The following is a 24,245-nucleotide window of genomic DNA, read 5'->3' on the forward strand; positions in this document are numbered from 1 at the left end:
CCCCCCCCCCCGCCGCCCCCCCCCGTCTCGTGTCCGCGGCGTCCGGTGCCGGCTCAGGCGTCGGGTGCTCGCCGGTCGGTGACCGGTTCCATCCGGGCGCCCTCCAGGGCGCGGACGAGTTCGTCGCCCGGCCGGGCCGGGCCGTCCAGCAGGGTGGTCAGTTCGGTGACCCGGGCGGAGTCGGGGAGGCCGAGGGTGTCCGCGGGGTCGCCGGCCCGGAGGTCGCCGCGCACATCGACCAGCCGCACCACGATCTCGTCGCGCTGGAAGATGGTGCTGCTCAGCACCGGGCTGCGCGGGTCGTCGGCCGCCGCCTCGTCGCGCTCGGCGAGGAGCTGCGCCAGCCGCATGCCGTGCCCCGGCCGGGCCGGGTACGACAGCGCGTGGCGCTGCGCCGCCGGGTCCCGCTCCCCCGCCGTCACGTGGTGCACGGCGGGCAGCGCCGCCCGCGTGTAGAACACCCGCGCGGACTCCGGGTCGCCGAGATCCCGGTCCTGCTCCAGATACGGGTTGAGGGCCTCCTCGGCGGCTCGCACCTCGGGCTGCGCGGCCACGTGCCGCAGGGCCGCGAGCAGGTCGCCGCGCACCTCGATGGCCCGCACCACCCGGTTGCCGTGCAGGAACAGGGACGTACGGCACAGGCGCGTGGTGTCGTCGACGCGCGGCTCGGGCGAGGCGTAGTCGGCGAGGATCCTGGCGACCGCGTCCTCGCTGCCGGGCTTCACCGTGAAGGTGAGGGCGTGCCGGATCACGCCGTCACCGATCCGGGGTGCCGACTGGAGCCCGCCCCGGCCGGGTTCGTCGCCCGCTGCCGGCCGGCCGGTCTCGCGGACCACGTGGAAACGGAGCGACCTGGTGTGCCGGACGCACTTGTGCAGCGGCTTGACCATCCGCACGTGTTCCTCGCTGCTCACCCAGTCCAGGAACGGCGGGGCGCTCTCCCACTCGCTGGTGATGAGCCACTGGGAGGGGTTCTCGATGGACTGGCACAACTGCTCGGCGATGTGCCCGGGGACGGACTCGACGTGGCTGCGCAGGTTCTCGTACGTCTCCAGGAACTGCTGCTGGGCCCCGTCGTAGACCTCCACCAGCAGGACCACCCGGAGGCGGGAGCCGTCGAACACGGACTGGGAGACCTGGTGCGACACCTGGCGTGCCGACGGGTCGGAAGCAGGGGTGGATGTGATGGTCATCCTGCGCACATCTCCTTCGCGGAGGCGGAACTGAACGTCGCCCGCGGTGCTGCGACGCCGGCGTGTCTCTCGATCCTCTGCCCTGCCCCGACTGCGCGCGACTCGTGTGCACTGCGCGGGTGACCTGCGCCGGCTCAGGTGAGGTGCGCGAAGACGACCAGGTTCTCCGTGTAGTCCTTGGCCTTGCGGTCGTAGGCGCCCGCGCAGGTGATGAGCCGCACCTCGGGTCGGTCGGTGTCCCCGTACACACGTTTGCTGGGGAACTCGTCCTTGGCGAAGGTCTCCAGGCCGTGGACCTCGAAGGACGCCTTGCGTCCGTCGGCGCGGCGGACGTGGAAGACGTCTCCCTCGTCCAGTTCGCCCAGGCGGGCGAAGACCGCGGCGGACGTCTTGGTGTCCACGTGCCCGGCGATGATCGAGGTGCCCCGCTCCCCGGGGGAGACGCCCTTGGCGTACCAGCCGACGAGGTTGGTGTCGGCGGCCGGCGGGGGCTGGAGCTGCCCGTCCTCGTTGATGGCGAGGTCGGTGAAGGGGGCGTCGACGGAGATCTCCGGGATCAACAGCCGCACGGGCTTGGACCGCGGCAGCACCGGTCCGGTCGGGCCGGTCGCGGACGGGCTGCCGGTCGAGGACGGGCCGGTCCTGGGCGGGGCCGACGTTCCGGGCTGTGCGGGCAGCGGGGGGCGGGAGGAGTCGGCCGACGTGTCGTTGCCGCCGATCAGGCTGACCGCCAGGATCAGCAGGGCCACTCCGCACAGCACCATCAGGCCGGGGCGGGGTCCCTGGCCGGTCGACGTCTTCTCGTCGTCGGCGGGGGTCGAAGGGGGGACTGTCATCGAGGACCACCTCGGTAGGGCACGGCGGCAGGGCGGACAGGGAGGGGGAAAGCGAGCCGGGCCGCCACGTGGTTCCTGGTGGCGGCCCGGCCGCTATCGCGCCCGGCACGGCTCAGGCCATTCCGTTTGCCGACTTCTTGCGTCGGACGGCGTACAGGCCGGCGCCGGCGACGGCCAGGACGGCGAGCCCGCCCGCGGTCGTGGTCGGCATGTCCAGTCCGCCGCCGCCGGTGTGCATCCCGCCGCGCGGCTTCTCGTGCTCGCCGCCCCAGGACTTCTCGCCCTCGTCCTGCTTGTACGTCTCCGAGCCCTCGTCCTTCTTGTACGTCTCGGAGCCCTCGTCCTTCTTGTACGACTCCGAGCCCTCGTCCTTCTTGGACTCGCCGCCGTCCCAGTCGCCCTCGCCCACGGCGGTCAGCGCGCCGCCACCGGTGTCCATACCGCCGTTGGGCTTCTCGTGCTTGTCACCCTCCTCGGACTTCTCGCCCTCGTCCTTCTTGTACGACTCCGAGCCCTCGTCCTTCTTGTACGACTCCGAGCCCTCGTCCTTCTTGGACTCGCCGCCGTCCCAGTCGCCCTCGCCCACCGCGGTCAGCGCGCCGCCACCGGTGTCCATACCGCCGTTGGGCTTCTCGTGCTTGTCACCCTCCCAGGACTTCTCGCCCTCGTCCTTCTTGTACGACTCCGAGCCCTCGTCCTTCTTGTACGACTCCGAGCCCTCGTCCTTCTTGGACGACTCCGAGCCCTCGTCCTTCTTGGACTCGCCGCCGTCCCAGTCGCCCTCGCCCACGGCGGTCAGCGCGCCGCCACCGGTGTCCATACCGCCGTTGGGCTTCTCGTGCTTGCTTCCGTTGTCGTGCTCCTTGCTGTAGGAAGAGTCGTCGTGGTCCCAGTCGGCCAGGGACGCCGCGTAGGCGCCGGGGGCACCGAGGACGATGACGGCCGAGGCGGCCGCCGTGGTCAGGAGCGTGCGAGCAGAACGCATCTGTGGTTCCTTCCGTCACGACCGGGCAGCTGGTGCTTCGTCAGCTGAGGTGACCCGGCCCGACGTGAATCACCGTCAGCCAGCCGTCCCTCTCGCACCACTCAAGGCGCTCAGCCGGGTGAACGCCGGTCGCCCGCGAGGACCTGCTGAAGCGTTCAAAGGGCCCCGGGTGAAGAGCAGTTGATGGGCATTCCGGTCCCGTTGACACGACGTCACCCGCAAGGGCTACTCCGCCGGGTCGACGCGGGTCGGATCCCGCACCGCGGGCCGCTGGCGCAGGGAGCCGGGAGCGGCCCGGTCGGGGGTGGCCTGGCTGTGGGCGGACTGGGCCGGCGGGGGCGGCGCGGTGTCGCCGGGAGCGCCGGCTCCGGCGGCGGGCAGGCGCAGGGCCAGCAGGGCGACGTCGTCGCCGCGCGGCGCCATGCGCGCGAGCACTTCGTCGCAGAAGTCGTCGACGCTCCACTTGTCCACACGGCCGCCCAGCACTCCGGCGTGGTGGCGGAGCTGGTCCATGCCCACGTCGACGGGGCGGTCGCGGCTCTCCACCAGGCCGTCGGTGTAGAGCAGGAGGATGCTCTCGGGCGGCAGCTCCTCGCGCGTGTCGGGCCAGTGCAGTCCGAGGCGCAGGGTGGCGCTCATGCCGATGAGCGGGCCGTGGCCGCCGTCCAGGAACCGGGGCTCGCCCTCCCGGGTGACGAGCAGTGGCGGCGGGTGGCCCGCGTTGACCCAGTGGAGGTGCCAGGGGCCGCCCTCGGGGCCCTCGACGCGGGCGAAGACCAGGGTGGCCATCGGGGCGTCGCTGGTGTTGGTGACCGCCTCGTCGAGGCGGCGCATGATCACGCTGGGCGGCTCCTGGTGGTCCCAGGCCAGCGCACGCAGCATGTTGCGGACCTCGGCCATGTGGGCGGCGGCCTGCAGGTCGTGCCCGACCACGTCCCCGATGACCAGCGCCATCACGCCGTCGCCGAGCAGGAACGCGTCGTACCAGTCGCCGCCGACCTCCATGGCGCTCTCGGCGGGCCAGTAGCGGGCGGCCATGCGGAGGTGGTCCACCTGCGGGAGGGGGGTCAGGAGCTGGCGTTGCATGGTCGCGGCGACGTTCTGCTGCTCGCGGTAGAGCCGGGCGTTGTCGAGGAGCAGTCCGACGCGGCGGCCGATGTCGGCCAGCAGCGCAGCCTCGGCCCCGGTGTGGGCGGGGTGGTCGCCGGTGCGGGCCACGGTCAGTACGCCGTAGGAACGCTGCCGGGTGCGGAGCGGGACGACGACGGCCGCGTGTCCGCCGAGCCGTTCGAACAGCACGCGGTGGGTGGTGGCGAGCGGGTTCTCCGGGTCCCGGAACAGGTCGTCGGCGCTCAGCGGGACGGGCCGCTCGCCGTTGATCAGCAGGGTCAGCGCGGCGCGGGCCTGGTCCGGCAGCGCGGTCATGGGCCCCCGCAGCCGGCGTGCCAGGTCCGGGTCGGCGCTGCTGCGGACCGCGGCCCGCTCCAGGAGGTCCGACTCCCCCGCGTAGACGTCGACCGCCGCCCACTGCCCCAGTTCGGGCACCAGCAGCCGCAGGAGGCGGCGGAGTGTGGTCGTGGTGGGCTCGGTGGGGATCAGCACCGCGGAGATCTCCGCGACCAGGTGCAGCTGTGCGGTGAGGGTCTCCAGGGCGGCGGTCCGGGTCTCGGTCCCGTCGGCGGTGACGCGGCGCGGGCCGGCGTCGTGGAAGACGAGCACCAGCCCTTCCTGCCGGCCCCTGCGGAGGAGCGGCGTGGCCGCCCAGGTGACGGGGACCGTCGTGCCGTCGGCCCGCTGGAAGTACTCGTCGCTGCCCTTCTCGGCGGGCACCCCGTGCAGGGGGTCGCGCAGGGCGCACCGTTCGCGCGGTACGGGGCTGCCGTCGGCGTGCCGGTGCAGGAGGTCGTGCGCGTCGTGTCCGAGCATCTCCCCCTCGGTTCGTCCCAGCAGACGCTCGGCCCAGGGGTTCACGGAGGTGATCCGGGCCGTCGGACCCAGGGTGACGACGCCGGCGCCGAGGGCGCGCAGGACGGCTCGGGGGAAGTCGGACTCCGGCGCAGGGCCGTCCGGCTCCTGGTGCCCCGGTTCGTCGTCCCCTTGGTGGTCGGGCCAGCGTGATGTCACGACCCTCACAGCCTTCCGATGGCGTCCATCCCGCCAGGTTCCCTCAGCGGGCGGCGGCTCAGGAGGAGTGACCGAGGGCGGTGCCGTTCAGGTCGTCGCCGAGCATCACCGCGGCCCTCATGCGCTTGCCGACGGGTTCCCGGTGCACCTCGAAGCTGTGGCACACGGCCATGACGATCTCCAGCCCGTGCCGGCCGACGCGGCCGGGGTCGGTGGCCTCGGCGACGGGCAGCACCGGTTCGCTGTCCCACACGGTGACCTCCACCCGGTCGTCGGCCAGCTCCAGGTCGACCAGCGAGGGACCGGGCGCGTACTTGCAGGCGTTCGTCAGCAGCTCGCTGACCACCAGCTGCACCAGGTCCGCCGCACGGTCGGACACCGTGCGGTCCTGGGCGGCCCGCACCCGGGCGAGAAATCTCCGGGCCAGCTCGCGGCCCCGGGCGATGTCGCCGGGAATGCCCTCGTACTCCGCCGAAACCTTGACCAGCTCACTTCGCCGGTCCCCATGCCGGGCAGCCCTGTCCATCCGATCCGCCCTCTTCCTGAGCCTTGACCGTTACGCCAGCTCGTCTACCCCGGAATCTGTGAAACATCACCGGCCGCAGCGACCACAGGGTGGCAGCGGCGTCACGCTCGTACGATGGCCGTCGTGGATCTCAGCGCCGTACGCACCTTCGTCGCCGTCGCGGAGGCGGGGCAGTTCCAGTTCGCCGCCGCCCGGCTGTCCGTCACCCAGCAGGCCGTCTCCAAGCGTGTCGCCGCGCTGGAGAAGGACCTGGGGGTGGCGTTGTTCACCCGGACCGCGCGGGGGGCCCGGCTCACCATCGACGGGCAGGCGTTCCTGCCGCACGCCCGTGCGCTGCTGGACGCCGAGGAGCGGGCCGTCGCCTCGGTGCGGCCGGGGCGCCGTCCGCTGCGGGTGGACGTGATCGGCAGACGGGCCGCGACGGCCGGTCTGCTGCGTGACTTCCACCGCGCCCGTCCCGACGTCGACCTCGACGTGGTCACCCTCCCCGACGCGCACACCGCCGTCGCCGCCATCGGTTCCGGGGCCATCGACGCGTCGTTCCGCTGCGTCGCGATGCCGGGGCAGCGGCTGCCCGACGGCATCGAGGCCACGCCGGTCTTCGACGAGCCGCTCCAGTTGTTCACCGGGCCGTCCCACCCGTTCGCGAAGGCACGGGCGGTGACCCCGGGGCAGCTCGCCGGACAGCGCGTCTGGATGCCCGGGAACGTCCCCGGCACCGAGTGGTCGGCCTACTACGACGCGTTCGCCGCCGAGTTCGGGTTCACCGTCGACGCGATCGGCCCGAACTTCGGCGTGGAGGCCCTCCTGGACACCATCTCCGAGTCCTCGACGGTCTCGACCTTCCTCAGCGAGCACACGCCGCTGGTCTGGCCGGCCGGCCACGACCTGCGGCGCATCCCGGTGCGCGATCCGGCGCCCGTCTATCCGCACTCCCTGCTCCGGCACACCGGCAACGCGCATCCGGGGCTGGCCGCGCTGCACGCGTACCTCGTCTCGCGGCCGTCCGTCCGGCTCGACACGAAGGTCTGGGCGCCGCCCTGGGCCCTGCGCCGCGGGGCCCAGGGCGAGGCCGGCCGGAGGTGAGGTCTCAGCCGCCCAGGGCGCCGAGGACGACGAGCTTGGCCTCGTCCTGCACCTGCCGGAGGTGGCCGGCGCCGAGGAACGACTCCCCGTAGATCTTGTAGACGTCCTCGGTGCCGGAGGGGCGGGCCGCGAACCACGCGTTCTCGGTGGTCACCTTGATGCCGCCGATGGGCGCGCCGTTGCCCGGTGCCTCGGTGAGGACGGCGGTCACCGGCTCGCCGGCGAGGGTGTCGGCGGTGACCTCGGCCGGGGACAGCCGGGCCAGCCGGGCCTTCTCCTCGCGGGAGGCGGGGGCGTCGATGCGGGCGTAGGCGGGTTCACCGAAGCGGCCGGTGAGCGCGGCGTAGTGCTCGGAGGGGCTCCTGCCGGTGACGGCGGTGATCTCGGAGGCGAGCAGGGCGAGGATGATGCCGTCCTTGTCGGTGGTCCACACCGAACCGTCCCGGCGCAGGAAGGACGCCCCCGCGGACTCCTCGCCGCCGAAGCCGAGGGAGCCGTCGAGGAGACCGCCGACGAACCACTTGAAGCCCACCGGGACCTCGACCAGCCGCCGGCCGAGATCGCCGGCGACCCGGTCGATCATGCCGGAGGAGACCAGCGTCTTGCCCACCCCCGCGTCGGCGGGCCAGTCGGTGCGGTGGGCGTAGAGGTAGGCGATGGCGGTGGCGAGGTAGTGGTTGGGGTTCATCAGGCCGCCGTCGGGGGTGACGATGCCGTGCCGGTCGGCGTCGGCGTCGTTGCCGGTGGCGATGGCGAAGCGGTCGCGCCGCTCGATGAGGGAGGCCATCGCGTGGGGCGACGAGCAGTCCATGCGGATCTTGCCGTCCCAGTCCAGCGTCATGAACCGCCAGGTCGGGTCGGTGAGCGGATTGACCACGGTCAGGTCGAGGCGGTGGTGCTCGGCGATCCGGCCCCAGTACGCGACGGAGGCGCCGCCCAGCGGGTCGGCGCCGATCCGGACACCGGCCGAGCGGATCGCGTCGAGGTCGAGGACGGCAGGCAGGTCGGAGACGTAGCGGTCGAGGAAGTCGTAGCGACCGGTGCCGGGTGCGGCGAGCGCCCGTGCGTAGGGGATGCGCCGTACGTCCTTCAGGCCGGCCGCGATGATCTCGTTGGCCCGGTCCTGGATCCAGGAGGTGGCGTCCGAACCGGCCGGTCCGCCGTTCGGCGGGTTGTACTTGAAGCCGCCGTCGGCCGGCGGGTTGTGCGAGGGGGTGACGACCACGCCGTCCGCGAGGCCCGAGTCGCGGCCCCGGTTGTGGGTGAGGATGGCGTGTGACACCGCGGGGGTGGGGGTGTAGCCGTCCCCGGTGTCCACGAGGACCGTCACGTCGTTGGCGGCGAACACCTCCAGCGCGGTGACCCTCGCGGGCTCGGAAAGGGCGTGGGTGTCGGCGCCCAGGAAGAGCGGGCCGTCGGTGCCCTGTGCGGAGCGGTACTCGCAGATGGCCTGGCTGGTGGCGGCGATGTGGTCCTCGTTGAACGCCGCCGCGAGGGACGAACCCCGGTGCCCGGACGTGCCGAAGGCCACGCGCTGGGCGGGCTCCGCCGGGTCCGGGTGCAGGGCGTAGTACGCCGTCACCAGCCGGGCGACGTCGATCAGGTCCTCGGGGCCGGCCGGCTTCCCGGCTCGGTCGTGCTGCATGCGCCCACTCCTCCGCATCGGTAGGGACTTCGCTCGCGGTCCCATCTTCCCCTGTCCGGGGAGCGGCGCTCTGTGTTCCGGCCGGGGCCGTCCGGAAAGGGCGTCAGATCCGGCCTCCGGTGAGACGGGTGAGGGGGCCCTGGGTGTGACGGCCCGATCGCCTGCCCACCGCGTACGACGCCGCGCTGAGGGCGGTGATGCCGGCGCCGACGCCCGCGGCGACGAGCTTGCGGTGGGCGATGACCGTCCACGCGGTCTTGGCCCCGGCCGCGACCTGGCCCGAGGTGGTGACGACGGCCTGGCGGCCGGCCTCGACACCCTTGGCGGCCGTCTGCACGGCGCCGTTCGCGACCTGGGCGGAACGCTGGGCACCGGCCTTGGCGGCCGACGCGGCGTCACCCGCCTTGTCCGCGGCGGCGCGTGTCGCCCGGGAGGCCGGGGCGGTCGCCTTCTCGGCGGCGCTCTCGGCCTTGGCCTCGGCGGTCCGCGTAGTGGTGGGCTTCTTGTTCGTGTCCTTGTTCGGATCGCTCATGGACACCGCCTTGCCCCTCACCGCGACGGCAAACACCCGCAGTTCGCGGGGCGTCCGGCGTCAGGGGGCGGCGGTCGGCGGCAGTTGGGCCGGGCTCACCTGTTCGCCCAGCACCTCCGCCATGAACTGGACGAGCCACCGCTGCGCGGGAGCGCGCGAGGACTCGTGCCGGGCGTAGAGGGCGATCTCGATCGGCTCGGTCTCGAACGGCAGGCGCACCAGGCGCACCCGGTGCGAGGCGGTGAAGACCTCCCCGACGAACTCGGGGACGATGGCTACGAGGTCGGTCTGCTCCAGCAGGTAGGGCAGCATCGAGAAGCGGGTGGCGTCCACGGCGACCCGTTCCAGGAGTCCGTGGGCGGCCAGCACGGCCCGGGGCGCGACGTGCCCGCTCGGCCCGAACACCGTCGCGTGGTGCTCGGCCGCGAGGTCGGCCAGCGTGGCCGCGTCGCCCCGGATGCGCGGATGGTCCGCGGCGACCATCAGGACGTAGCGCTCCCGGAAGAGCGGGACCCGCACGGTCAGGTGCGAGGTGATCACCGGGGTGGCCACGAACACGTCGAGGTCGCCGCGGCGCAGCTGGCTCTCGGCGTCCTCCACGTCGAAGGGGCGGACGGTGAACGACACCCCCGGCGCCCGCTCGCGCGCCGCGGCGAGGAGCCTCGGCAGCAGCGTCGCCTCGCCGAGGTCGGACAGCGCGATCGTGAAGCGCCCCGACATGGTCGCGGGGTCGAAGACGTCGCCCTGCCGGACCGTCCCGTCGATCTCCGCCAGGGCGCGCTGCAGCGGCTCGTACAGCCGCCGGGCGCCGGCCGTGGGTGTCAGTCCGCGCCCGTTGCGGCGGAACAGCTCGTCGTCGAAGTGCCGCCGGAGCTTGCCCAGGCTGTAGCTGACGGTGGGCTGCGTGACGTGCAGCGTCTCGGCGGTGGCCGTGACGCTGCCGGTCTCGTACAGCAGCACGAAGACCCGGGCGAGGTTGAGATCGAAGGTGCCCATATCGACGGACTCTATATCGGAGCACCGAAACATCTATTGGTGCCCATGTCGCGGGGTGCCTAACGTGTCGGACGTCACTTCGAAAGGAATGTCCGTGCCATCCGTGCGTCGTGTCTCCCACGATTTCCTGGAGCGCCAGGGACTCACCACCGTCTTCGGCAATCCGGGCTCCAACGAGCTGCCCTTCCTCGCCGGGCTGCCCGACGGCTTCCGCTACGTGCTCGGCCTGCACGAGGGCGCCGTCGTCGGGATGGCCGACGGGTATGCCCAGGCGACCGGCCGCCCGGTACTGGTCAACCTGCACGCCGCCTCGGGTTCCGGCAACGCCATGGGCGCGCTGACGAACGCGGTGGCCGCCCGCACCCCGCTCGTGGTGCTGGCCGGCCAGCAGGTCAGGCCCGCCATCGGCCCGGAGGCCAACCTGGCCAGCGTCGACGCCCCCGCCCTGATGAAGCCGCTGGTCGGCTGGGCGGCGGAACCGGCGTGCGCCGAGGACGTGCCGCGCGCCCTCGCCCAGGCCGTCTTCGAGGCGCGGCTCCAGCGGCGGCCGACGTACCTCTCGGTGCCGTACGACGACTGGTCGGCCGAGGCCGGCGACAACGCGCTGGCGGTACTCGACCGGCGGGTCGAGCTGGCCGGCGTGCCCGGTACCGGGCAGGGTCACCGGCTCGTCGAGCGGGTCGCCGCGGCCCGCCGCCCCGCCCTCGTGCTGGGCGGCGACATCGACTCCGACGGCCTCTTCGACGACGCGGTACGGCTGGCCGAGCGGCTGGGCGCTCCGGTGTGGGCGGCCCCCTCGCTGTTCCGGCTGCCCTTTCCGAACCGGCACCCGCAGTTCCAGGGCGTGCTGCCCGCCGGTATCGCACCGGTCTCGGCGGCCTTCGAGGGGCACGACCTCGTGCTCGTGCTGGGCGCGCCGGTCTTCCGCTACCACGAGCACCTCCCCGGCCCTTACCTTCCCGAGGGCACCCGGCTGATCCAGGTGACCGGGGACGCGTCGGCCGCCGCGCGGGCGCCGATGGGCGAGGCCCTGGTCGCCGATCCCTCGGCCGTCGTCGACCTGCTCCTGAAGTCGCTGGACGCGCCCGCGACGCCCGCGGCCCCCTACCGGCCGGCGCCCGAACCGCTCACCGCCGAGGGCCCCGGTCTCCACCCCGAGCAGGTCTTCGCCGCCTTGCGCGACGAACTGCCCGCGGACACGGCGTACGTCGTCGAGTCGACGTCGACCAACGCTGCCTGGTGGCGCCAGATGGACCTGCGCCGGCCCGGCTCCTACTACTTCCCGGCGGCCGGCGGGCTCGGTTTCGGCCTGCCCGGCGCGGTGGGTGTCGCGATGGCCCGGCCCGACCGCCCGGTCGTGGCGGTGGTCGGCGACGGCTCGGCCAACTACGGCATCACCGCACTGTGGACGGCGGCGCAGCACCGGGTCCCGCTGACCGTCGTACTGCTGCGCAACGGCACGTACGGGGCGCTGCGCTGGTTCGGCGGGCTGCTCGGCGTGCCGGACGCCCCCGGCCTCGACATCCCGGGGCTGGACTTCACCCGTATCGCGGAGGGCTACGGCGTCCACGCCCGGCACGTGGACGGCGCCGAGGAGCTGCGTGCGGTGCTCGCCGAGCGGGTGGACCGCCCCCGGCTGATCCAGGTGGACACGGCGCTCACCACGCCTTCCTGACCGTACCGACATCCCGAGAACGCGCACGAAGAGCACGAAGAGCACGAAGAGAGGGACACGATGACACTCCTGGACAGCGACGTCTGGGGCCGGAAGTTCTACAGCGACGGCTGGCGGGACTCCCCCATGGAGCATCCGGTGACCGAGCCGGCCACCGGCGACCGGCTGGGCGCGGTCGGTCTGGCCACGGCCGAGGACGTGGGCCGCGCCGCCGCCCGGGCCGCCGAGGCCCAGCGCGTCTGGGCGGCGACCGGGCCGCAGGGGCGGGCGGCCGTGCTGCGGCGTGCGGGTGAGCTGTTCACCGAGCACGCCGCCGAGATCGAGGACTGGCTGGTGCGCGAGGCCGGCTCGGTGCGGTCCAAGGCCGCCTTCGAGGTGGGGCTCGCGATCGGCGAGTGCTTCGAGTGCGCGGGACTGCCGACGCACCCGCAGGGCGAGGTGCTCACCTCCGAGGAGGCCCGCTGGTCGCTCGCCCGCCGCCGCCCGGCCGGTGTCGTGAGCGTGATCGCGCCCTTCAACTTCCCGCTCGTCCTGGGTCTGCGCTCCGTGGCCCCGGCGCTCGCCCTCGGCAACGCCGTGCTGCTCAAGCCCGACCCGCGCACCGCGGTCGGCGGCGGTGTCGTCATCGCCCGCATCTTCGAGGAGGCCGGGCTGCCCGCCGGTGTCCTGCACCTGCTGCCGGGCGACGGCTCGGTCGGACAGGCGGTCGTCGAGGCGCCGGAGGTGCGGGTCGTCTCCTTCACCGGCTCCACGCCGGTCGGGCGGGCGATCGGTGAGCGGGCCGGTCGGCTGCTGAAGCGGGCCCATCTGGAACTCGGCGGGAACAACGCGCTGGTCGTGCTGCCCGGCGCGGACGTGCCGAAGGCGGCCTCGGCGGGTGCGTTCGGCTCCTACCTGCACCAGGGGCAGATCTGCATGACGACCGGCCGGCACATCGTGCACGAGTCGCTGGTGGCGGAGTACACCGCCGCGCTCGCCGCGAAGGCCGACGCCCTGCCGGTCGGCGATCCGGCCCGCGAGGACGTGGCGCTCGGCCCGCTGATCGACCGCCGGCAGCTGGAGCGGGTGCACGGCATCGTCACCGACAGCGTCGCGGCCGGCGCGAAGGTCGCCGCGGGCGGCGAGACCGCCGGCGCCGGTTACCGCGCCACCGTCCTCACCGGTCTGACGACCGACATGCCCGCGTGGCGCGAGGAGATCTTCGGCCCCGTCGCGCCGGTCATCGCCTTCTCCACGCTGGAGGAGGCCGCGCGGATCGTCAACGACTGCGAGTACGGGCTGTCGGTCGGCATCCTCGGCGACGTCGGTACGGCGATGAAGCTGGCCGACCGGATCGACTCCGGCAAGGTGCACATCAACGAGCAGACCGTCAGCGACGAGCCGGGCGCCCCCTTCGGCGGGGTCAAGGCATCGGGCACCGGCTCCCGTTTCGGCGGCGCGGCGGCCAACGTCGAGGCGTTCACGGAGACCCAGTGGGTGACGGTCCGCCCGGACATCGCCGACTACCCGTTCTGATCCCTCCGGCCGCCCCGGCCGTTCCGGCTCCGCTCACTCACACCCGTCCCCCGGGGGGAGAGTCATCATGGCTTCCACCACCACGTCCGACGCGCCCGCACAGGCCGGCCGCGCCGGCAACAGCTCCTGGACGGTGGTCCTTTGCTGGATCACCGTCCTGCTGGAGGGTTACGACCTCGTCGTCCTCGGCGCCATCATCCCCACTCTGCTCAAGACCCATCACCTCGGCATGACCACGGGCGACGCGACCACCATCGCGACGCTGTCGCTCGTCGGCGTCGCCATCGGCGCGCTCTGCGTCGGTCCGCTGGCCGACCGGCTGGGGCGCCGCCGGCTGCTCATCGGGTCGGTGGTGCTCTTCTCGGTCCTCACCGTCGTGGTACCGCTGGCGAACTCCGTCGCGATGTTCGCCGCGCTGCGCCTCCTCGCGGGTCTGGGCCTGGGCGCCTGCATGCCGGTCTCGCTGACGATGATGGCCGAGCACATGCCGGCGAGCCGGCGGGCGCGGGCCAGCACGCTGACGATGACCGGCTACCACACCGGTGCGGTGATCACCTCGCTGCTGGCCCTCCAGGTGGCCGACGACTGGGAGATCCTCTTCTACCTGCTCGGCGTCGTCGGCCTCGTGATCGCCGTCATCCAGTGGTTCAAGCTGCCGGAGTCGGCGGCCTTCGTGCGGGCCGAGCGGGACGGGGCCCGGCGGGTGGCGTTCACCGAGCTGCTGAAGCCGGCGTACCTGCGTGCGGGCATCGGCATCTGGGTCGCGTCGTTCATGGGCCTGCTGCTGGTCTACGGCCTCAACACCTGGCTGCCGAAGCTGATGAACGACGCCGGCTACCCCGTGCCGACCGCCGTCACGCAGCTTCTCGTGCTCAATGTCGGCGGCGTCGTCGGCCTGGTCCTCGGCGGGTTCGTCGCCGACCGGCGGGGCATCAAGGGCACCACCATGGTCTGGTTCGCGGTCTCGGTGGTCATGCTGGGGTGCCTGAGCATCAGGATGGAGAGCGACCTGATGCTCAACCTCGTCGTCTTCCTCACCGGCGTGTTCGTCTTCTCGGCCATGGTGCTCGTCTACGCCTACGTGACGAACTTCTACCCGGCGTCCGTACGGAGCACCGCGCTCGGCTCGGCGTCCGGGATCGGCCGGATCGGCTCGATCGTCGGCCCGTCGATCACCGGCGCGCTGGTCGCCTCGGGGGTCGGCCACCCGTGGGGCTTCTACTTCTTCGCCGCGGTCGCGGTCCTCGGCTTCCTCGCCGTCATGACGCTCCCCCGCGGCCGGGCGAACGACCCGGCGGAGGCCGCCGCGCCCGCCGGGTGACGGCGCACGGCACGCGGAACGGGAGCAGTGGGTCCGGTGACCCGCTGCTCCCGTCCGCGTCCGGGGTCCGGTGGCTCAGTCGTTGTCGACGTCCTGGGTCAGGACCTTGCCGTTCGCCGCGTCGACACCGACGGTGGTCTTGTTCCAGTTGTCGGTGGACACCACGTCGACGGCCCAGATGACCTGCTGGTTGTCGTTCTCGCCGAGTTCGACGTGGGTGACGGTGCCCTTGGCCGCGCCGGTGGCCGCCTTGACCGCCTGCTCGGGCGTCTGCTTGGCCTTGCCCAGCCAGTCGGCCGTCTGGCTCTTGTCGTCGGCGTCCTGGTCCGGGTCGGCCTGGATGCGGAAGACCTTTCCGCTCACCGCGTCGATGTCGACGCGGTGCACGGTGCCGTCGGTCTCGGCGACCTTGGCCTCCCATTCGGGGGCGCCCTGACTGGGCGCCGGGTTCGGCATGCTGGGGCTCGGGGAGCCGGTCGGCGACGCGGTGACGTCGGCCTCCGTGCGCTTGAGTTCGAGGTCCACGAGCTTGCCCTCGGGGACCTCCTTGACGGCGGTGTCGGCGGCCTTGTCCCAGGTGACCTTCGTCGCCGAGACGAGGTCCTTGCGCTCGGCCTGGTCCTCGTTCAAGGAGGGAGAGGCGGTGGGGGACGGGGAATCGGTGGCGGTCGCGGTCGGAGACCCGGTCTGGGCCGCCTCCGCGACGCTCGAACGTGTCGTATCGGCGTTCGTGCAGGCGGTCAGCAGCAGAACGGAGGTGCCCAGGGCACCCATCACGGCCAGCGAACGCAGCGTCGGGAGTCGTCGTGCAGAGCTCATGATGCTCTCCGTAACCCTTCCGTCACGCAGACACACCGACCCGGTAGGAAAATCACCCCATCGGCCGGGCCGGGGGGCTCAGCGGGCCCGGACGAACTCGACCCGGTCGGTGCCGCCCCCGGCCAGCGGGCGCCGGGGCAGCATCCGGATCCCGGCGCCCTCCAGCCACTCCCGGTACGGGGTCGACTGGCGGGCCACCTCCCAGTACGCCTCCTCCAGCGCCGGGAAGACGGCGTCCAGCTCGGCGCGGGTGCGCGCGGCCAGCAGCAGGCGTACGCCGAGGGGGTCGCCGTACAGGCGCCGCACCGCCATGTCGGGACGGGACTGGGAGCTGGGCTGGCAGACGGTCACAACCTCGCCGGTGGCGACGAGGGACGCGGCGGTGTGGTAATCGCCGTGCAGGACACGCGGGTTGAGGCCGACGGCGCGCAGCATGCGGTGCACGCCGTCCCACTCGCCGTCGACGGTGGGGTCGACCATCCAGCGGTCGTCGGCCAGGTCGGCGAGGCGGACGACGGGGCGGGTGGCCGCGGGGTGGTCGGCGGGCAGCATCACGAACTGCGGTTCGCGTTCGACGAGGACGCGCAGGCGCAGCCCCTCGGGGACGTGCAGGGCGCTGCCCTCGACCTCGTGCACGAAGGCGACGTCGAGCTGTCCTTCGGCGACCCGGCGCAGCAGCGCGTTGGCGGAGACGTCCATCTGGAGCGTGGGTTCCAGGCCCGGGCGTCTGAGCCGGCGCAGCCAGCCGGCCAGGGCGCGGCTGGCGGTGGAGCCGACCCGCAGCCTGCTGTCGCCGCCGGCCGCGGCGGCGCGGGTCTCCCGGACCAGGGTGCTCATGTCGGCCAGCAACGGACGGGCGCGGCCGAGGACGGAGCGGCCGAGCGGTGTCGGGCGGCAGCCCGTGCGTTCGCGGACGAACAGAGGGCCGCCCAGGGCCTGTTCGATGCGGCTCAGCTGGGTGCTCAACGTGGGCTGGCTGACACCGAGTTGGCGCGCCGCCCGGTGCAGGCTGCCGGCGTCGGCGATGGCGCACAGCGCGCGTAGGTGCCTCACCTCGAGCTCCATGCAGGGAGCGTAGGGCGGAACAGTTGGTTGCGCCAGGTGAACAAAACGCGGCGGATCAGGGCGAGTTCTGCACTCCGGTCCAAGCCGCACCCGGGTCGTGGTGAGCGGTGATAGCCCGGGCCTATCACCGGTTGCCATCATCACAGCGGGCTCATGGGCGCTCCACACTCACCGGTGACGACTTCTCCCCACTCCCCCACTCTAGGAGTCATCGATGCGCATCAGCATGCCCCTGCTCTCCACCGCGGCCGGTCTCGGCCTGACGGCGGCGCTGCTCGGTACCTCTCCCGCCGCGACGGCCGCCACTCCCCAGGCGCCGTCCCAGGCCGCTCACCTGGGCTTCGAGCCCTCGGCCGGCTCGGGCGAGGACGCGGCCGCGAACCGGGCGTTCTTCGAGGCGGTCATCAAGTCGGTGGCCGAGAAGCGCGCCGCCAGTCCGTCGTCGGCGGCGGCCGTCACCGTCTACTACAGCGCCACCAACGCGCCGAGCTTCCGCTCGCAGATATCCCGCTCCACCCAGATCTGGAACGGCTCGGTGTCCAACGTGCGGCTCGCGGAGAGAAGTTCCGGCGCGGACTTCGCGTACTACGAGGGCAACGACTCGCGCGGCTCGTACGCCTCGACGGACGGGCACGGCAACGGGTACATCTTCCTCGACTACCGGCAGAACCAGCAGTACGACTCGACGCGGGTGACCGCGCACGAGACCGGGCACGTGCTCGGCCTGCCCGACCACTACTCGGGGCCGTGCAGCGAGCTGATGTCGGGCGGCGGCCCCGGCCCGTCGTGCACCAACGCCTACCCGAACGCCGCCGAGCGCGGCCGGGTGAACCAGCTGTGGGTCAACGGCTTCAAGGCGGCCCTCGACAAGGCGCTGGAGAAGACCTCGGCGCGCTGACGGCCCGATGACACACGTGGGGGCGGCCCGGCCGGGGCCGCCCCCACGTGCACGCGTGTCGGCCTGCTTGCCCAACCCCTTCGCGGGTAACCGGAGTTCACCTATCCACGACCTCCGGAAGGAGTCCGACATGGACGAGCGGCAGACGCCCGCCGACAGCCGTCTCGGCGACCTGGAACCGGGCACACGGCAGCGCGCCCAGTTGCGCACCCGCCTCTCCGACATCGCCTGGACCGCGCTGTGCGTCGTGCTCGCCCTGTGGGCGGTGTGGACCGTCGTCGATCTCGCCCGGGGCGCGACCGCGTGGGCGTACAGCGCCGTGGCCTGGGTGCTGCTCGCCGCGGCACTGGTCGTGCGGACGATGGCGATGCGGCGCAGGACGTCCTTGTAGCGGGGCCCGCGCTCACCCGGGGGCGGGCAGCGCCGCCCGTACGGCCCGGTGGACGGCGCGTGCGAGCCGGGCTCCCCATTCGGAGCGGGGGCCGGCGAAGGAGTGCGTGACCGCGGCGGCGTGCGGCGCGCGGGCGGCGACGCACACGGCGTCCGTGGGGGTTCCCGAGCAGTCGAGGCCCGCGTCCAGCAGGGCCTGCACCTTGGCCTCGGTCGCCGTCATCACCGCGTTGACCAGTGCGGCGTCGCTCAGCGCGACCGGCACCGCGGCCACGATGTTGATCGTCCCGGGCGGCGCGGCGGCGGGGGCGCCCTCCTCGGGCGAGGCGGCCCAGCCGCGCACCGAGATGCCGGCGGTCACGACGGCTTCGGCCCCGCCGTCGCGTGCGCGGGCGAAAGCGGACACGTCGGCGGCCGTCATCAGACCCACACCGGGCCCCCGGGCGCCGGCGGCGTGGGCGAGGCCCGCCAGGTGGCGGGCGGGGTCGGTACGCCGGTACCCGTGGGCGACCTGGGCGTTGAGCACCCACGCGCGCTCGGCGATCCCGCCGCCCAGCACGGCGCTGCTGGCCATCCGCCAGCCCGGGCCCGGACGCCAGAGCAGGGCGTGCAGCCGTTCGCCGTCCTCCAGCCGCGTCAGGTGCTCCGGGTCCGGCAGGCGGTGCCCGGTGCGGGGCGGGGGCAGCAGGGCGGGCACGGGTCGGGGCTCCTCGGGGTGGCCGGCGGGGGTCCGGGCGGACCGGACGATCGTACTCAGTGCGGATGTGCCTGGGGGCGGCCGCCCGGAGAGGTGCGGGGTGCGGTCACGGGGTGCGGTCACGGGGTCCGGTCATGGGTGCGTTGCGGACCCGGTGCCGGGGACCTTCACTGAACACAACTTCGCCACGAGGCGACGGATCGGAGGCCGCGATGCTGTCCAACACCCTGGAGCATGGGGTCCTGGTCATCACGGTGGACCGGGACCCGGGAATCGACGGGCGGGCCACGCTGACCACGCACATCACCAACCTGGTCGACGCCCATCAGCCGACCCCCGTCGTCATCGTGCTGACCGACGGGGCCGACGGCCACGCGGCGGTCAGCGCCGTGCTCCGGGCCCATCAGTGGTGCGGCCGGCTCGGTGTCCTGATGTCCGTGGTCACCCACAGCGCGCCGGTCCGGCGGCTGCTGGAGAACAACGCGGACACCTCCGGTACCCGTTTGGTCGTGCACGCCCGCGTCGACACCGCCATCACGACCGCGGTCACCGCTGCGGCCTAACGTCCGCGCGGAATTCCGCGACGACACGGTGGCCGCACCGGTGCGCGTGGGCCGCCGCGCCCGCTACGACTGTCCGAGCCAGAAGTCGGGTCCGAAGACCTCGTAGTGGACGGCCCCGGCGGGGACGCCGCGGCGGAGCAGGTCGCCGCGGACGGCGCGCATGAAGGGCACCGGGCCGCACAGGTAGGCCGTGAGTCCCGGGGGCAGTTCGACTCCGGCGAGGTCGACGAGACCGGCCGACACCTCCGGTGCCGCGTCGCCGGGCTCCTCGTAGAACAGGTGCAGCCGGGCGTCGGGCAGCGCACGGATCAGGTCGCGCTGTTCCCGCCGGTGGGCGTGGTCGGCGGGGGTGCGGTCGGCGTGGACGACGGTCACCGGCCGGGTGGCGCCGACGGCGGCCAGGTGGTCGAGCATGGCCAGTACGGGGGTGACGCCGATACCGGCGGAGGCGAGCAGCAGCGGTCCGTCGTCCTCCGCGAGGGCGAGGTCGCCGAAGGGGGCGGAGACGGTGAGTACGTCGCCCTCGCGGGCGTGCGCGTGCAGCCAGGAGGAGACCTCGCCGTCGGGCCGCCCGTCGCCGTGCACGCGTTTGACGGTGACGCGCAGGTCGGTGCCGCCGGGCGCGGCGGACAGGCTGTACTGGCGGATCTGCCGGGAGCCGTCGGGCAGTTCGGAGCGGACACCGACGTACTGGCCCGGGCGGAAGGGCGCCGTGGGGCGGTCGTCGGCGGGCCGCAGGACGAGACTGAGCGCGTCGGCGCTCTCCTCGCGCCGTTCGACGATCTCCATCCGGCGCCAGACGTCTCCCTCGGCCACGCCCGCCTCCGCGTAGAGGCGGGACTCGACGGCCACCAGCGCGTTGGCCATCAGCCAGTAGACCTCGTCCCAGGCGGCGGCGACCTCCGGGGTCACGGCGTCGCCGAGGACGTCGGCGATCGCGGCGAACAGATGGCGGTGGACGGTCTTGTACTGGTCGGAGGTGATGCCGAGGGAGGCGTGCTTGTGCGCGATCCGGGACAGCATGACGTCGGGACGGGCCTCGGGATTCTCCAGCAGCAGGCCGGCGAACGCGGCGACGGAGCCGGCCAGCGCCCGCTGCTGCTCCCCGTTGGCCTGGTTGCCGCGGTTGAACAGGTCCCGGAGCAGCTCGGGGTGCGCGTCGAACAGCTTCCGGTAGAACAGCTCGGTGATGTCACCGATGGCCGCTCCGACGGCGGGCAGGGTCGCGCGGACCACGGGGACGGACTGTTCGGAGAGCACGGCGGATCCTTGATTGGTAGATGATATTCGTGTTTTAGGCCGCGGGCACGCGCCTCCACGGGCGCACGCCCGTCATGCCGAGGGGCGGTCCGACAGGCCGACGAGCACCGGGCCGGTGGGCGAGGCCACCAGGTCGGCGACGGTCAGCGGGTCGAGTGCGGCGTAGAACGCCTCCTGCGCGTCGCGCAACGCCGACCGCAGCCGGCAGGCCGTCCGCAGCGGGCACGGCGGATCGCCCTCGCAGGCGACGACTTCACCGTCCCCCTCCAGTTCCCGTACCAGCCGGCCGACCGAGGCGTCGCGCCCCGCGTCGGTCAGCGCCAGCCCGCCGCCGCGACCGCGCCGCGCCTCGACCACGCCGAGGTGCTGGAGCCGGGTGACGGCCTTCGCCGCGTGCGTGTACGGCACGCCCATGGCATCCGCCACCTCGCGGGTGGTCAGCGGGTCGTCACCGTCTCTCACGACCGCCAGGCGCATGACGGAACGCAGCGCCAGGTCGGTGAACTTCGTCAGCCGCACAGCCGTGACGCTATCAAATACGCATAATGGATTCGTGTTTATTGACGGCTATGACTCCGTGGCACGCGTCACCGGGCGCGGAAGGTGCGGTGACCTCTGATGGCAGGGCACGAAGACGGCTCCCCCGCCCCGGCACCCGGCCCGCCCCTCCCCCGGGTCCTGTGCGACACCGCGCGACTGCTGTCGCTCGGCGACGAGGCGGCCACCGGCGCCCTGTGGAGACTGGCGGAACCCGGTCGGCAGCTCGACGCCAACGTCGTCCGCGTCCCCGCGGCGGGGCGGGTCGGTACGCACACCGAACCGGACCTCGACGTCATGCTGCTCGTCCTCGACGGCGCGGCCTCCCTCGTCTGCACCGACGGCGACCGCCCTCTGCACGCGGGCGTCCTGACCTGGCTGCCGCACGGTTCGGCCCGGGGTGTGGTCGCCGGCCCGGACGGGGTGACGTACCTGACCGTGCACCGGCGGCGTCCCGGCATGCGCGTGCAGCCGCCGGGCGCCGCCGACCGGCTCCGGCCCGACGGCGCCTGACGCCGGACCGGCGTCTGGGAGGCGGCGGGGCCTCAGGAGTTTCCATCAGCGCACGATGCATTTAGATGTAGCGTGAATCAAGATGCGTGGGGCGCGACTTCCGCTGTTGCTCTCCCGCTTCTGCGGGCACTCGCTCCGGAAGCGAGGAAGCAGGGAAGCGAGGGAGGTGACGGCATGGACTGGCGCGGGTTCGCGCAACAGATGGCGTCCTTTGCCCGTGATCTGCTGGCCCAGGAGTCGGTGAACGGCACACTGGAGCGGATCACCGGCTCGGCCAAGGAGTTGCTCGAGGGCTGCGACGCCGCGGGCATCCTCATCCTGAGCGGGCGGCGGGTGCAGTCGCTCGCCCCCACCGATCAGGTGGTCGTCGAGAGCGACGCGCTCCAGGAGCGGGTCGGTGAGGGACCGTGCTTCGACGCGGCCCGCACCGCGCAGGGGCACCGTCAGTTCCGGATCGCCGACTTCGACGACGAGGCACGGCGCTGGCCCCAGTACGTCCCCGAGGCCCGCAAGCTGAAGCTCGGCAGCATGATGGGGTTCCTGCTGTTCACGGACGACGAGGAACTGGGTGCGCTGAACCTCTACTCCTACCGGCCCGGCGCCTTCACCGAGGCCGACGAGACGGCCGGCTGGCTGCTGGCCTCGCACGCGGCGGTCGCCTTCTCCAGCGCCCGTACGCACGCCCAGTTGCAGGAGGCCATCGGCACCCGGCACACCATCGGCGAGGCCATGGGCATCCTCATGGGCAGCCACCGCCTCACCGAGGACCAGGCCTTCGCCACCCTGCGCCGGTACTCGCAGGACAACAACGTCAAACTGCGTGATCTCGCCGCCAGGGTCTGCGAGTTGGGCGGCCTGCCCTGAGCGGCTTGCGCACGCATGAGCAAAGATTGACCGACTTCCTCTCGTTTCGATCACGAACTCTCGTATAGTGATCGTCCGTTGAGTGGCGTGTGACTACCCCTGCTCGCACGCGCCCCGTTGGACGACACGAGGGCCGCTCAGGCGGCCTGGCGAGGACCCGATTGATGACCGCGCCCGCCCGCCCCGGCGACCGACCCGCTCCCCGCACCCTGGTGGCCGTGGCCCTGCCCTGCGCCGTGGTGTCGGCGCTCGCCGTCGGCGGCGCCGTCGCCGCGGCGCCCTCCTCGGTACGCCTGCCGCTCGGCCTGGGCGCGAGCGCGGCGGCGATCCTGCTCTGTCTCGCCGTGACGGTGGCCGTGCACGCCGTCCGTCGGGAACGGGCCACGCGCCGGCTGCTGGACGCCGCCCGCGCGGAGGCGGGAGCCCTCGCCCAGGAACGGGGGCAGCTGTCCGAGCGCGCCCGGCAGGAGCGGGAGCGACTGCGGGCGGAGGCCGACCGCGAGCAGGCCGACCTCGTGGCCGAGGCCGACCGTGAACGCAGCGGCCTGCTGAACGGGTTCGACCGCGAGCGGGAACAACTCGCCGCCGGTTTCGAGCAGGAGCGGATGCGTCTGGCCGAGCAGCGCGCGCAGGAGGTCGCGCAGCTCGCCGAGGAGACCGGCCTGCTGCGGTCGCGGCTGGACCGGGCGCGCGGCGAACGTGCCGCCGCCGTGTCCGCGACCGCCAACGCGGCCGGCCGGATGCAGGCGCTGGCCACCGGGATGCTCGCGGACCTGCGCGCCATGGAGGAGCGGCACAGTGACGAGGACGTCCTCGCCGACCTGCTCCACCTCGACCACCGCACCGCGCAGGCCGGCCGGCTCGCGGACTCCGTCGCCGTCCTCACGGGGGCCCGCTCCGGACGCCGTTGGGCGCGGCCCATCGGCATGGAGTCCATTCTCCGCGGCGCCATGGGACGTATCGCCGGCTACCAGCGGGTGCGGGTGCACTCCGCCAGTGACGCCGCGGTCGCCGGGCACGCCGCCGAGGGCGTCATGCACGCGCTGGCCGAACTCCTCGACAACGCGGCGAATTTCTCGCCGCCGACCGCCGAGGTCCACGTCTACGTGGAGGCGGTGCCGGCCGGGGCGATCGTGTCCGTGGAGGACAGCGGTCTCGTGATGGGCGAGGTGCAGCTGCGCCGGGCCCAGCAGGCGGTGGCCGGAGAGGCCGCCGGGCTCGGTGGTCTGACCGGCACCCGGCTCGGCCTCGCCGTCGTGGGCCGGCTGTCGGCCAAGTACGGGCTGAAGGTGTCCTTCCGGCCGTCGGCGCGCGGTGGCACGGGCGTGCTGATGCTCATCCCCCAGGACATTCTGAGCGGCCCCGGCGCTTCCGACGGTCCGGCGGCCCCGCCGGTGGCGGCCCCCGCCGACCGGCCGCGCGGCTCCGCACCGCCCGCGACCGCTCCCGCGCGGGAACCGGGTCCCGGGCCGGCCTCGGCCGAGGCCGCGCCCTTCCCGGAGACCGGAGCCGCCGAGGCCGCGCCCGAACCGGGGACCGGGACCGAGCCCTCCGTGCCCGCCCCGAAGCCCGGGTCCGCCCCCGCCACCCCCGAACCGGAGACCGGGACCGCCCCCGCCGTGCCCGAACCGGGGACCGGGACCGTCCCCTCCGTCCCAGCCCCAAAGCCCGGGTCCGCCCCCGCCTTGCCCGAACCAGGGACCGGGTCCACCCCCGTCGCGCCCGAACCAGAGACCGGGACCGCCCCCGCCGTGCCCGCCCCGAAGCCCGGGTCCGCCCCCGCCACCCCCGAACCGGAGTCCGGACCCACCCCCGCCATCCCCGAGCCGCCGCCCACGCACGACCTGGCCGACCGGGAGTCGGACGAGGCGGTCACCGGGCTGCCCAAGCGCCGGCGCGGCAGGACCCTCGCCGCGGCCGAACGCGCCCGGGCCACCGCCCGTGCCGCCGAACCGCGCCCCGCACCGGCGGCCGACGACGCGAAGGTACGCGCGGCCCGCTTCAGCAGCTTCCGCCAGGCCGTGCGCTCCGCCGACACCGGCGCCTCGCGGACCGGCACCAACCCCACGCCGGACGGCGCCGACTCCACGCGGGGCGCCGCCGCCCCGGGGGCGGCCCCCCCCCCGCCGCCCCCCCCCGGCCACTCCACCCCCGACCAGTCACTTATTAAAAAAAAAGGCTTGCCGCCAAGATCATGGTGTATTT

23 protein-coding genes are annotated in these 24,245 nt (G+C 73.4%); 10 read left to right on the forward strand and 13 right to left on the reverse strand.

Features of this window, described 5'->3' with window-relative positions:
• Nucleotides 1-53: 53 nt before the first annotated feature.
• The 5 genes from ACFWR9_RS26235 to ACFWR9_RS26255 form a co-directional block, all read right to left on the reverse strand.
• Nucleotides 54-1,193, reverse strand: coding sequence for a SchA/CurD-like domain-containing protein (locus ACFWR9_RS26235; protein WP_383846334.1), 1,140 nt, complete (start codon nt 1,191-1,193; stop codon nt 54-56).
• A 134-nt stretch (nt 1,194-1,327) separates the two neighbouring features.
• Nucleotides 1,328-2,029: a class F sortase gene (locus ACFWR9_RS26240; protein ID WP_383846335.1), complete on the reverse strand. Its 702-nt coding sequence runs from the start codon at nt 2,027-2,029 to the stop codon at nt 1,328-1,330.
• 112 nt (nt 2,030-2,141) lie between these two features.
• On the reverse strand, nt 2,142-3,014 hold the full coding sequence (locus ACFWR9_RS26245; protein ID WP_383846336.1) for a hypothetical protein: 873 nt from the start codon (nt 3,012-3,014) through the stop codon (nt 2,142-2,144).
• A 225-nt stretch (nt 3,015-3,239) separates the two neighbouring features.
• The gene (locus ACFWR9_RS26250) at nt 3,240-5,138 is read right to left on the reverse strand and encodes a SpoIIE family protein phosphatase (protein WP_383846337.1); all 1,899 of its coding nucleotides are present in this window, start codon (nt 5,136-5,138) and stop codon (nt 3,240-3,242) included.
• A gap of 58 nt (nt 5,139-5,196) precedes the next feature.
• Entirely contained in the window at nt 5,197-5,664 is a 468-nt protein-coding gene (locus tag ACFWR9_RS26255; RefSeq protein WP_383846338.1) for an ATP-binding protein, read from the reverse strand.
• A gap of 114 nt (nt 5,665-5,778) precedes the next feature.
• Between ACFWR9_RS26255 and ACFWR9_RS26260 the strand changes: the two genes are divergently transcribed.
• Entirely contained in the window at nt 5,779-6,750 is a 972-nt protein-coding gene (locus ACFWR9_RS26260) for a LysR family transcriptional regulator (protein ID WP_383846339.1), read from the forward strand.
• A 4-nt stretch (nt 6,751-6,754) separates the two neighbouring features.
• Here ACFWR9_RS26260 and pgm read toward each other — a convergent pair whose 3' ends face one another.
• The 3 genes from pgm to ACFWR9_RS26275 all read right to left on the reverse strand — a co-directional run bounded on the left by pgm (nt 6,755) and on the right by ACFWR9_RS26275 (nt 9,923).
• On the reverse strand, nt 6,755-8,395 hold the full coding sequence (pgm, locus tag ACFWR9_RS26265; RefSeq protein WP_383846340.1) for a phosphoglucomutase (alpha-D-glucose-1,6-bisphosphate-dependent): 1,641 nt from the start codon (nt 8,393-8,395) through the stop codon (nt 6,755-6,757).
• 103 nt (nt 8,396-8,498) lie between these two features.
• Nucleotides 8,499-8,927, reverse strand: a complete 429-nt coding sequence (locus ACFWR9_RS26270) for a hypothetical protein (RefSeq protein ID WP_383846341.1) — start codon at nt 8,925-8,927, stop codon at nt 8,499-8,501.
• A 60-nt stretch (nt 8,928-8,987) separates the two neighbouring features.
• Nucleotides 8,988-9,923, reverse strand: coding sequence for a LysR substrate-binding domain-containing protein (locus ACFWR9_RS26275; RefSeq protein ID WP_383846342.1), 936 nt, complete (start codon nt 9,921-9,923; stop codon nt 8,988-8,990).
• Nucleotides 9,924-10,017: 94 nt separating this feature from the next.
• On the opposite strand from ACFWR9_RS26275, the gene mdlC reads away from it, so the two are divergent.
• The 3 genes from mdlC (at nt 10,018) to ACFWR9_RS26290 (ending at nt 14,434) form a co-directional block, all read left to right on the forward strand.
• Nucleotides 10,018-11,598 (forward strand): benzoylformate decarboxylase, encoded by a 1,581-nt coding sequence (gene mdlC, locus ACFWR9_RS26280; protein WP_383846343.1) that lies wholly within the window; start codon nt 10,018-10,020, stop codon nt 11,596-11,598.
• Between the two features lie 60 nt (nt 11,599-11,658).
• Complete coding sequence (locus tag ACFWR9_RS26285) at nt 11,659-13,113, forward strand: benzaldehyde dehydrogenase (protein ID WP_383846344.1); 1,455 nt, start codon at nt 11,659-11,661, stop codon at nt 13,111-13,113.
• Nucleotides 13,114-13,180: 67 nt separating this feature from the next.
• Complete coding sequence (locus ACFWR9_RS26290) at nt 13,181-14,434, forward strand: MFS transporter (RefSeq protein WP_383846345.1); 1,254 nt, start codon at nt 13,181-13,183, stop codon at nt 14,432-14,434.
• A gap of 75 nt (nt 14,435-14,509) precedes the next feature.
• Here the strand turns inward: ACFWR9_RS26290 and ACFWR9_RS26295 are convergent, their stop codons facing one another.
• Nucleotides 14,510-15,253: a PepSY domain-containing protein gene (locus ACFWR9_RS26295; RefSeq protein ID WP_383846346.1), complete on the reverse strand. Its 744-nt coding sequence runs from the start codon at nt 15,251-15,253 to the stop codon at nt 14,510-14,512.
• Between the two features lie 78 nt (nt 15,254-15,331).
• Nucleotides 15,332-16,318: a LysR substrate-binding domain-containing protein gene (locus ACFWR9_RS26300; protein WP_383846347.1), complete on the reverse strand. Its 987-nt coding sequence runs from the start codon at nt 16,316-16,318 to the stop codon at nt 15,332-15,334.
• Between the two features lie 214 nt (nt 16,319-16,532).
• Here ACFWR9_RS26300 and snpA point away from each other — a divergent pair, with 214 nt between their 5' ends.
• Together snpA and ACFWR9_RS26310 are read left to right on the forward strand one after the other, a co-directional pair.
• Nucleotides 16,533-17,216, forward strand: a complete 684-nt coding sequence (gene snpA, locus ACFWR9_RS26305; protein WP_383846348.1) for a snapalysin — start codon at nt 16,533-16,535, stop codon at nt 17,214-17,216.
• 130 nt (nt 17,217-17,346) lie between these two features.
• Nucleotides 17,347-17,607: a hypothetical protein gene (locus tag ACFWR9_RS26310; RefSeq protein ID WP_383846349.1), complete on the forward strand. Its 261-nt coding sequence runs from the start codon at nt 17,347-17,349 to the stop codon at nt 17,605-17,607.
• Between the two features lie 12 nt (nt 17,608-17,619).
• Here ACFWR9_RS26310 and ACFWR9_RS26315 read toward each other — a convergent pair whose 3' ends face one another.
• Nucleotides 17,620-18,303: an adenosylcobinamide amidohydrolase gene (locus ACFWR9_RS26315; RefSeq protein WP_383846350.1), complete on the reverse strand. Its 684-nt coding sequence runs from the start codon at nt 18,301-18,303 to the stop codon at nt 17,620-17,622.
• Nucleotides 18,304-18,515: 212 nt separating this feature from the next.
• Here ACFWR9_RS26315 and ACFWR9_RS26320 point away from each other — a divergent pair, with 212 nt between their 5' ends.
• Nucleotides 18,516-18,866: a hypothetical protein gene (locus ACFWR9_RS26320; RefSeq protein WP_383846351.1), complete on the forward strand. Its 351-nt coding sequence runs from the start codon at nt 18,516-18,518 to the stop codon at nt 18,864-18,866.
• A 63-nt stretch (nt 18,867-18,929) separates the two neighbouring features.
• On the opposite strand, the gene ACFWR9_RS26325 is transcribed toward ACFWR9_RS26320, so the two are convergent.
• Together ACFWR9_RS26325 and nsrR are read right to left on the reverse strand one after the other, a co-directional pair.
• The gene (locus tag ACFWR9_RS26325; RefSeq protein WP_383846352.1) at nt 18,930-20,126 is read right to left on the reverse strand and encodes a globin domain-containing protein; all 1,197 of its coding nucleotides are present in this window, start codon (nt 20,124-20,126) and stop codon (nt 18,930-18,932) included.
• Between the two features lie 72 nt (nt 20,127-20,198).
• A complete protein-coding gene (nsrR, locus tag ACFWR9_RS26330; RefSeq protein WP_383846353.1) occupies nt 20,199-20,645 on the reverse strand; it encodes a nitric oxide-sensing transcriptional repressor NsrR in 447 nt (148 codons plus the stop codon).
• Nucleotides 20,646-20,744: 99 nt separating this feature from the next.
• Here nsrR and ACFWR9_RS26335 point away from each other — a divergent pair, with 99 nt between their 5' ends.
• The 3 genes from ACFWR9_RS26335 to ACFWR9_RS26345 form a co-directional block, all read left to right on the forward strand.
• Nucleotides 20,745-21,176, forward strand: coding sequence for a cupin domain-containing protein (locus ACFWR9_RS26335; protein WP_383846354.1), 432 nt, complete (start codon nt 20,745-20,747; stop codon nt 21,174-21,176).
• Nucleotides 21,177-21,350: 174 nt separating this feature from the next.
• Nucleotides 21,351-22,040, forward strand: a complete 690-nt coding sequence (locus ACFWR9_RS26340; protein ID WP_383846355.1) for a GAF and ANTAR domain-containing protein — start codon at nt 21,351-21,353, stop codon at nt 22,038-22,040.
• Nucleotides 22,041-22,204: 164 nt separating this feature from the next.
• Nucleotides 22,205-24,245, forward strand: a 2,041-nt coding sequence (locus tag ACFWR9_RS26345) for an ATP-binding protein (RefSeq protein ID WP_383846356.1), incomplete at its 3' end; no start/stop codon positions are given.

Origin of the sequence: Streptomyces sp. NPDC058534 (genome assembly GCF_042717365.1) — a bacterium.
Lineage (GTDB): Bacteria > Actinomycetota > Actinomycetes > Streptomycetales > Streptomycetaceae > Streptomyces.